This window comes from Neisseria sp. P0021.S005 (genome assembly GCF_051956955.1).
Genome location: NZ_JBQCWY010000169.1, coordinates 1 through 5,722, shown reverse-complemented (window position 1 = coordinate 5,722; position 5,722 = coordinate 1). Strand labels below are relative to the sequence as shown.

At 50.4% G+C, this 5,722-nt stretch carries 6 protein-coding genes; 1 reads left to right on the top strand and 5 read right to left on the bottom strand.

The window, feature by feature from the left end; all coding sequences use genetic code 11:
• Positions 1 to 63: 63 nt before the first annotated feature.
• The 3 genes from ACTHUE_RS10080 to ACTHUE_RS10070 form a co-directional block, all read right to left on the bottom strand.
• Entirely contained in the window at positions 64 to 597 is a 534-nt protein-coding gene (locus ACTHUE_RS10080; protein WP_003678634.1) for an inorganic diphosphatase, read from the bottom strand.
• A gap of 84 nt (positions 598 to 681) precedes the next feature.
• Positions 682 to 1,146, bottom strand: coding sequence for a dihydroneopterin triphosphate diphosphatase (gene nudB / locus ACTHUE_RS10075; RefSeq protein WP_070461666.1), 465 nt, complete (start codon positions 1,144 to 1,146; stop codon positions 682 to 684).
• A 137-nt stretch (positions 1,147 to 1,283) separates the two neighbouring features.
• Complete coding sequence (locus ACTHUE_RS10070) at positions 1,284 to 1,937, bottom strand: metallophosphoesterase (protein WP_070461665.1); 654 nt, start codon at positions 1,935 to 1,937, stop codon at positions 1,284 to 1,286.
• An 89-nt stretch (positions 1,938 to 2,026) separates the two neighbouring features.
• Between ACTHUE_RS10070 and ACTHUE_RS10065 the strand changes: the two genes are divergently transcribed.
• Entirely contained in the window at positions 2,027 to 2,470 is a 444-nt protein-coding gene (locus tag ACTHUE_RS10065) for an RpiB/LacA/LacB family sugar-phosphate isomerase (protein ID WP_070461664.1), read from the top strand.
• A 32-nt stretch (positions 2,471 to 2,502) separates the two neighbouring features.
• Here ACTHUE_RS10065 and ACTHUE_RS10060 read toward each other — a convergent pair whose 3' ends face one another.
• Positions 2,503 to 3,981, bottom strand: coding sequence for an RNA ligase (locus ACTHUE_RS10060; RefSeq protein ID WP_107791808.1), 1,479 nt, complete (start codon positions 3,979 to 3,981; stop codon positions 2,503 to 2,505).
• An 86-nt stretch (positions 3,982 to 4,067) separates the two neighbouring features.
• A complete protein-coding gene (locus ACTHUE_RS10055) occupies positions 4,068 to 5,642 on the bottom strand; it encodes a vWA domain-containing protein (protein WP_107791807.1) in 1,575 nt (524 codons plus the stop codon).
• Between the last annotated feature and the right edge of the window lie 80 nt (positions 5,643 to 5,722).

The window sequence follows — 5,722 nt, the reverse complement described above, 5'->3', positions numbered from 1 at the left end:
AACATAAAAAGGCCGTCTGAACTTTGCTTTCAGACGGCCTTTATATTGGACGGGACAAACCGATTAGGCTTGTTTGTTCCAACGTTCGATGGATTCTTTGATGACTTGTTTCGCTTCTTCTACATCACCCCAAGATTCAACTTTAGTGGTACCTGCTTTTTTCAGGTCTTTGTAGTGGTTGAAGTGGAACTCGATTTGTTTGATCAGTTGTTGCGGCAAATCGGCCAAAGTTTTGTAGGCGTTGCCGTTGTTGCGGTCGTCGGCCGGAACGCAGACGATTTTGTCGTCCACTTCGCCGTCGTCAACGAATTTCATCACGCCGATAACGCGTGCTTCCAGGAAAATACCGGTTGCCAAAGGCTGCTCGGTCACCAGCAATACATCCAATTCGTCGCCGTCTTCGTCCAAAGTTTGCGGAATGAAGCCGTAGTTGGTCGGCTTGGCGAAAATTGCCGGTTCAACGCGGTCGAGTTGGAAAGCGGCCAGTTTGCGGTTCCATTCGATTTTGTGGTTGCTGCCCGCTGGGATTTCGTTGACAACGTTGATGATGCCGCCATCCACATCGCCCGGGGTCAGGATTTTGTTGAAGTCTGCCATGATGGTTTCCTTTGATTTTAAAGAGAGTCAAACGGCGAAAGTATAGCAAACCCAAGGCCGTCTGAAAATGTGAAACTGTCGTATTCAGACGGCCTTTTTGGCATTCAGCCTTTTAATCAATTCTAAAATTGCGCGTTTATTGGAAGGCGAAAACACTTTTTCCGCCGCTTCTTCCGCACCAAACCAACCGTAGGCAACGTGTTCGTCCGGTTGCAGGACAATGGGCGTATCACGCGGAATTTGGGCGGAGAAGATGTGTTCGCGGTTTTCAAACACACCTTTGGGATAGCGATGGCGCCAGTGATGATAGATTTCATAAACGGTGCTGTCGTGCCAGTTTTCCAGCAGACCGTCTGCAAGGCGGATACCGGTTTCTTCCCACACTTCGCGCCATGCGGTTTCTTCGATACGCTCGCCTTCTTCCAAGCTGCCGGTAACCGACTGCCAAAAACCTTGCGGCGCCGTGCGTTCAATCAGCAGGATATTGCCGTCTTCATCATGCAAGACAACCAAAGCGGAAACGGGATACTTCAAAGGCTTACCGCTCATGACTTGTCCTTGCCGGTTTGGTTGGGGAGGCTGATTTTTTGTAGTAAGTAAACCAAAAGGTTTTCCATGTATCACTCAAAAATGGGAAATTGATATTCAGACGGCCTTTGCCGTAAATCCGCAAAGGCCGTCTGAAATTATACCTGATTTAATTGCGCCAGTTTCCGAGACACCAGCTCTGCTGCTTCTTCCGGCGACTTGGCCTTCAACCCTGCTTCGCCAAAATACGAAATTTTAGGCAAATCACACAAAAACTTATCGACATCTTCTGCCGTCAAAAAGCGGCCGTGCAAATCGAATCCGACATTTAAAGCACGCCCTTTGATTTCCGCCACCCTGTCATGCAAATGGCCATACAAGTGATACCAACCCTGATAGCAGCCGTCCCATTCCTGTATCGGATAGTGAAAGAGAACCAGCGTATTCTTAATTTCCGGCAATTTGAGTTTCAAATACGGCCGTATGGACGACAGCAGCGGATGGCCGTCATGCTTGGTTTGGCTGCGGAAAAAATCGGCATGCTGCCGAATCACATGATCATGATTGCCGTAAATCAAGTGATGCTGCCCGTTCAAACGCGACAAAACGCGCTCTATCTGCTTATGGTCTTGGGCAAAGGAAAAATCGCCCAAGTTGTACACCGTATCTTCAGGCGTAACGGTTTCATTCCACGTTTGGATTAAAAATTCATCCATCTGCTCCACGTTATCAAACGGTCGAAATTGCGGGCAGAATTTGGCAATGTTTTTATGTGAGAAATGTAGGTCTGATGTGAAGTAGGTTTTGCTCATGCCGTGCTCTCTGCGTTGCAAGCTTGAATCGTATCACGCGCGGGCGTATGCTGAGGAATGTTTATTATTATATGCTTCAAGGAGTTTTTATGCGTTTGGTTATTGCCGCGCCGGCCAACGGCGCAATATTGAAAGACGCGCTCAAAGCGCATCTGCAAAACGACCCGCGCGTCAGCAGCTTGGTCGATTTATCCTCGCCAGAAGAAACCTATCCGCAACTCTCGTTTGCCGCGGCCGAAGAAGTCGCGGCAGGACGTGCCGACCGTGCGCTGTTGATTTGCGGCACCGGCGTGGGCACGGCAATCGCCGCCAATAAGGTGCGCGGCATACGGGCAGCAACGGCGCATGATTTGCTTACTGTCCGCGGCTCGGTGGAAAACTATAACGCGCAAGTTTTATGTATGGGGCAAAACGTGATTGCCGCTCCGGCCGCTTGGGCATTGGTCGATATCTGGTTGGACTTGCGTCACGACACAAACAGCGGCTATGCACCTAAAGTCGGCGAAATTGAAGCATACGAGCGCGGAAAATAAATACATGTTGCTCCATATATTTTCAGACGGCCTTACAGTTGCCGCAAGAATGCTTGGATAAACGCAATCTTATCCAATTCCGGTATGGCGTTGAACGCTTCGCGATGCTCGCGGATGTGGTCGATTAAGGGGTAAAACTCTTCATCGACGTGGCGTTTGTCGAGCTTGCGGCCGATGTTGCCTTCATTGCTTCGTCCCAGAAACTTGGAAATCAGGTAATACGGCGATTTGAGTTTGAACAGCATTTCGCCGTTTTGTGCATCAAATACCATAAAGCCTTCGTGTTCCACGTTTTTCAGACGGCCTTTCAGCTCCCCGAACGTGATGTTTTTTAACGTTTCGGGGCGGCGGACACCGTATTGTTTGCCGATTTCGTCCAATTCGGCTTCGCTAAACTGACGGCCCGTCGCCACATCGATGCAGCCGATTAAGGTCTCGCCCAATTCTTCGCGGATGATGTGTACGTCTTTCGCGTCTGTGATTTCAAACAAAAAAGTGTGGTTCGGATAAGCGCGGAACAGGGTTTCGTATTGCGCGCAGTGTGCGGCGGTCATGTCCACAAACGCGCTGTCGAGCGAACCGGTGGTCGAATACAGCACTTTGCCGTCAAACGCCGCGCCGTGGGACGGGTGGCCGTCTGAAAGCGAGACGAAAGTGCAGCAGCCGAGGAAACCGTTCACTTTTACCACCGCATCCACCAATCGCTCGTCGCCGACGCGGATCGGGTAACGGCTGCCTTTGGCGATACGTTCCGAATAATTGAACACTTTTTTAAACGGGCGCACGATGATGCGGTTGTGCGCGTCGATAATCAAGCCGCGCATTTCCAGCAGCGCATCGTCGAAGCGGTTGTCGTAGAACACGCTGCGGGCGTATTTCAACACGCGCAATTCGGGGTAACGCTTGGATGCTTTGGCGGTAAAGTTGCGGCTGCCGTGTTGCAGATAATTTTCAGTGACGAAGGTTTGCTGCGCTTCGTCAAACGACAAGGTTTGTTGCTCGAAAGCCTGCATCTGCTTGATTTTTTCCAGTTGTTCCGCGCTGGCGGGCTGTACGGCTTCAACGTGGATTTCGTTTGCCACACGGTTTTGGTTCAGCTTGATATACGCCGCCAACACGTCATGCTCTTTCACGCCGTGCAGGTTGGGATAGAAATTGTGCATACGGTAGATTTCTGTATCAAAAGCGCTTTTTTTCGCCAAATCCAACAAATGGCGGCAACGCGAAGCCTTTTGGTTGGTGTTGGAATGGATGATTAGAATATTGCGGTTCGGATTTTGGCGTCCGATTTTTAAGGTTTCGGTCATCAAGGCATTACCGCGTTTCTGCGCCTTATCCACTGCCTCGCCCGACCAACGGTACACGCCATTTTCGTCGGTCATGAATAAGTCGTTTTCAATATGGACGATTTCGGCATCACGGTACTTCGCTTTAAATTCGGCGGCTTTTTGTTCGGCGAAAGTCGATTTTCCCGAACCTTGGTGTCCACGGATTAAGATGAATTTTTGCATTTTGTTTCCTTATTCTTTTTCTCAGCTTGCCCTGAATAAATAGGCCGTCTGAAATATATTCCTACTTTTTTCAGACGACCTTAGCTTCAGTTCACAGCTGCCAACGGCGTTTTCTCAATCTCTTCTACCCAGAAATCTGTACCCATACCTCGTTCGGCAAAGGAACCAATCAGGGAGAATACCTGGTCGGAGAAGCCGCCGATGTTCAAGATATCCTGACGGTTTCGTGCTTGAGCCGTAGTGTAAGGCTGGATATCCAGACAAACGAGTTTGGCTTCGGGACAACGTTGTTTCAGAATATTCCATTCTTTCATCAGACTGGTTTTGCCACCCCATCGTTGGCTGTCATCTGCCCAACTTTCGTTGTCTGATACGATGACAACCAAATCCACGTCGGCTTTTTCACGGTTCAACATGGCAAGCGGTGCGCTGCATGCTGTTCCGCCGCCGCCGACATTGGCGAGTTTTTCGGCGTTGGTCATGATGCTGTCGCGCGGGTTGAGCTTCACGTTTACCGTGATTTGCTCAAACGGTATCACGCGGGCTTGCGGATTGGTACGCAACATAGCGGCGGACACGAGCGCGGCGATGTCGATACAGCGGGTTTTGGTGGATGCACTGCCGCGATAGCCGGTAGCCGGACTGTGCATAGAGCCGGAGACGTCCGGGCAAACCACGACTTTGCCTTGGATTACCGGTACGTTTTGTACGGCGGTTTCCATCGCATCTTGCAGGGCTTCGCGGATTTCAGACGGCATTTGATTAGATGTTGCCTGATACGCGGTCAGCAACTGATAAGGCAGGACGCGGGCGCGGGCAATGGCGGTTTCGTCACGCAGTTTTTCTGCCACCATTTTGATGTTTTTGCTTTTAGCAAACACTTCGTGGCGCAGGAAAGTGTTCAGGTTTTGACGAACCTGCTGCCATGAGCCGTTATGGGCGATTTGCGCCCAGTCGCCGCTGTTCAAGTCTAAAGCAGTGAGCATTTGGAAAGGAACGTTGGGCAATTCGCCTTCTCGGCTTTGTTTGTAGTCTTCAAAGGCGCGGGTAATGGGCGGCAATGCTTCGCGGTCGTACGGTTTGCCGATAAGCCACGCAAACCAGGCGGCACGCCATGCTTCACGCGGTTTGGGATGCACCATTTTGACCACGTCCGCCAGCGACGGGGCGTTGCCGATAGCGGCGTTCAACAATTGTTTTTCGGTGGCGGTCAAAAGCCAGGTCTGCATCAGTTTTTTCGGACGGTTGCCGAAGGATTTTCTGCCGACCGCGCCGCTTCGGATGATTTGCGCGAAGTTGCGCAACATTTTACCGTTGTCCGCCACTTGGTCGAATACGCGGGCAAGCATGTTCACGTCTTTTTGCGCCAACACGGCAAGCAACAGCGCTGGCATATCTTTCATAAAACCTTTTTGACGGGCATATACGGCAGTTTTGGCGATAAACTCGACATCTAGGCTTTCTGCCAATTTCAACACTTGGTCAAGCTGGCTTTGGGCATCAGCATAGAAGGTATTGTTCAGACAACCGGTAGCGGCAAGCTGTGCCAGCTGTTGTTTGGGTGTCAGCGTGTAGGCGATGCCGCCGGCTTCATTATAGGTATCGGTTTTAATCAAACGGTTTTTAATAGATTGAAACAAATTAGTATTAGCCATTTTCATTTTCTTTCATATTGTTGGTTTGAGGCCGTCTGAACTTGTTTTAGCTTTGTTTTTCAGACGGCCTTGAATGGGTGGCAGCG

Excerpts from the sequence above, each read along its gene's own strand:
- ACTHUE_RS10080 (WP_003678634.1), bottom strand. The coding sequence starts at position 597 with ATGGCAGACTTCAACAAAATCCTGACCCCGGGCGATGTGGATGGCGGC.
- nudB (WP_070461666.1), bottom strand. The coding sequence starts at position 1,146 with ATGAGCGGTAAGCCTTTGAAGTATCCCGTTTCCGCTTTGGTTGTCTTG.
- ACTHUE_RS10070 (WP_070461665.1), bottom strand. The coding sequence starts at position 1,937 with ATGAGCAAAACCTACTTCACATCAGACCTACATTTCTCACATAAAAAC.
- ACTHUE_RS10065 (WP_070461664.1), top strand. The coding sequence starts at position 2,027 with ATGCGTTTGGTTATTGCCGCGCCGGCCAACGGCGCAATATTGAAAGAC.
- ACTHUE_RS10060 (WP_107791808.1), bottom strand. The coding sequence starts at position 3,981 with ATGCAAAAATTCATCTTAATCCGTGGACACCAAGGTTCGGGAAAATCG.
- ACTHUE_RS10055 (WP_107791807.1), bottom strand. The coding sequence starts at position 5,642 with ATGAAAATGGCTAATACTAATTTGTTTCAATCTATTAAAAACCGTTTG.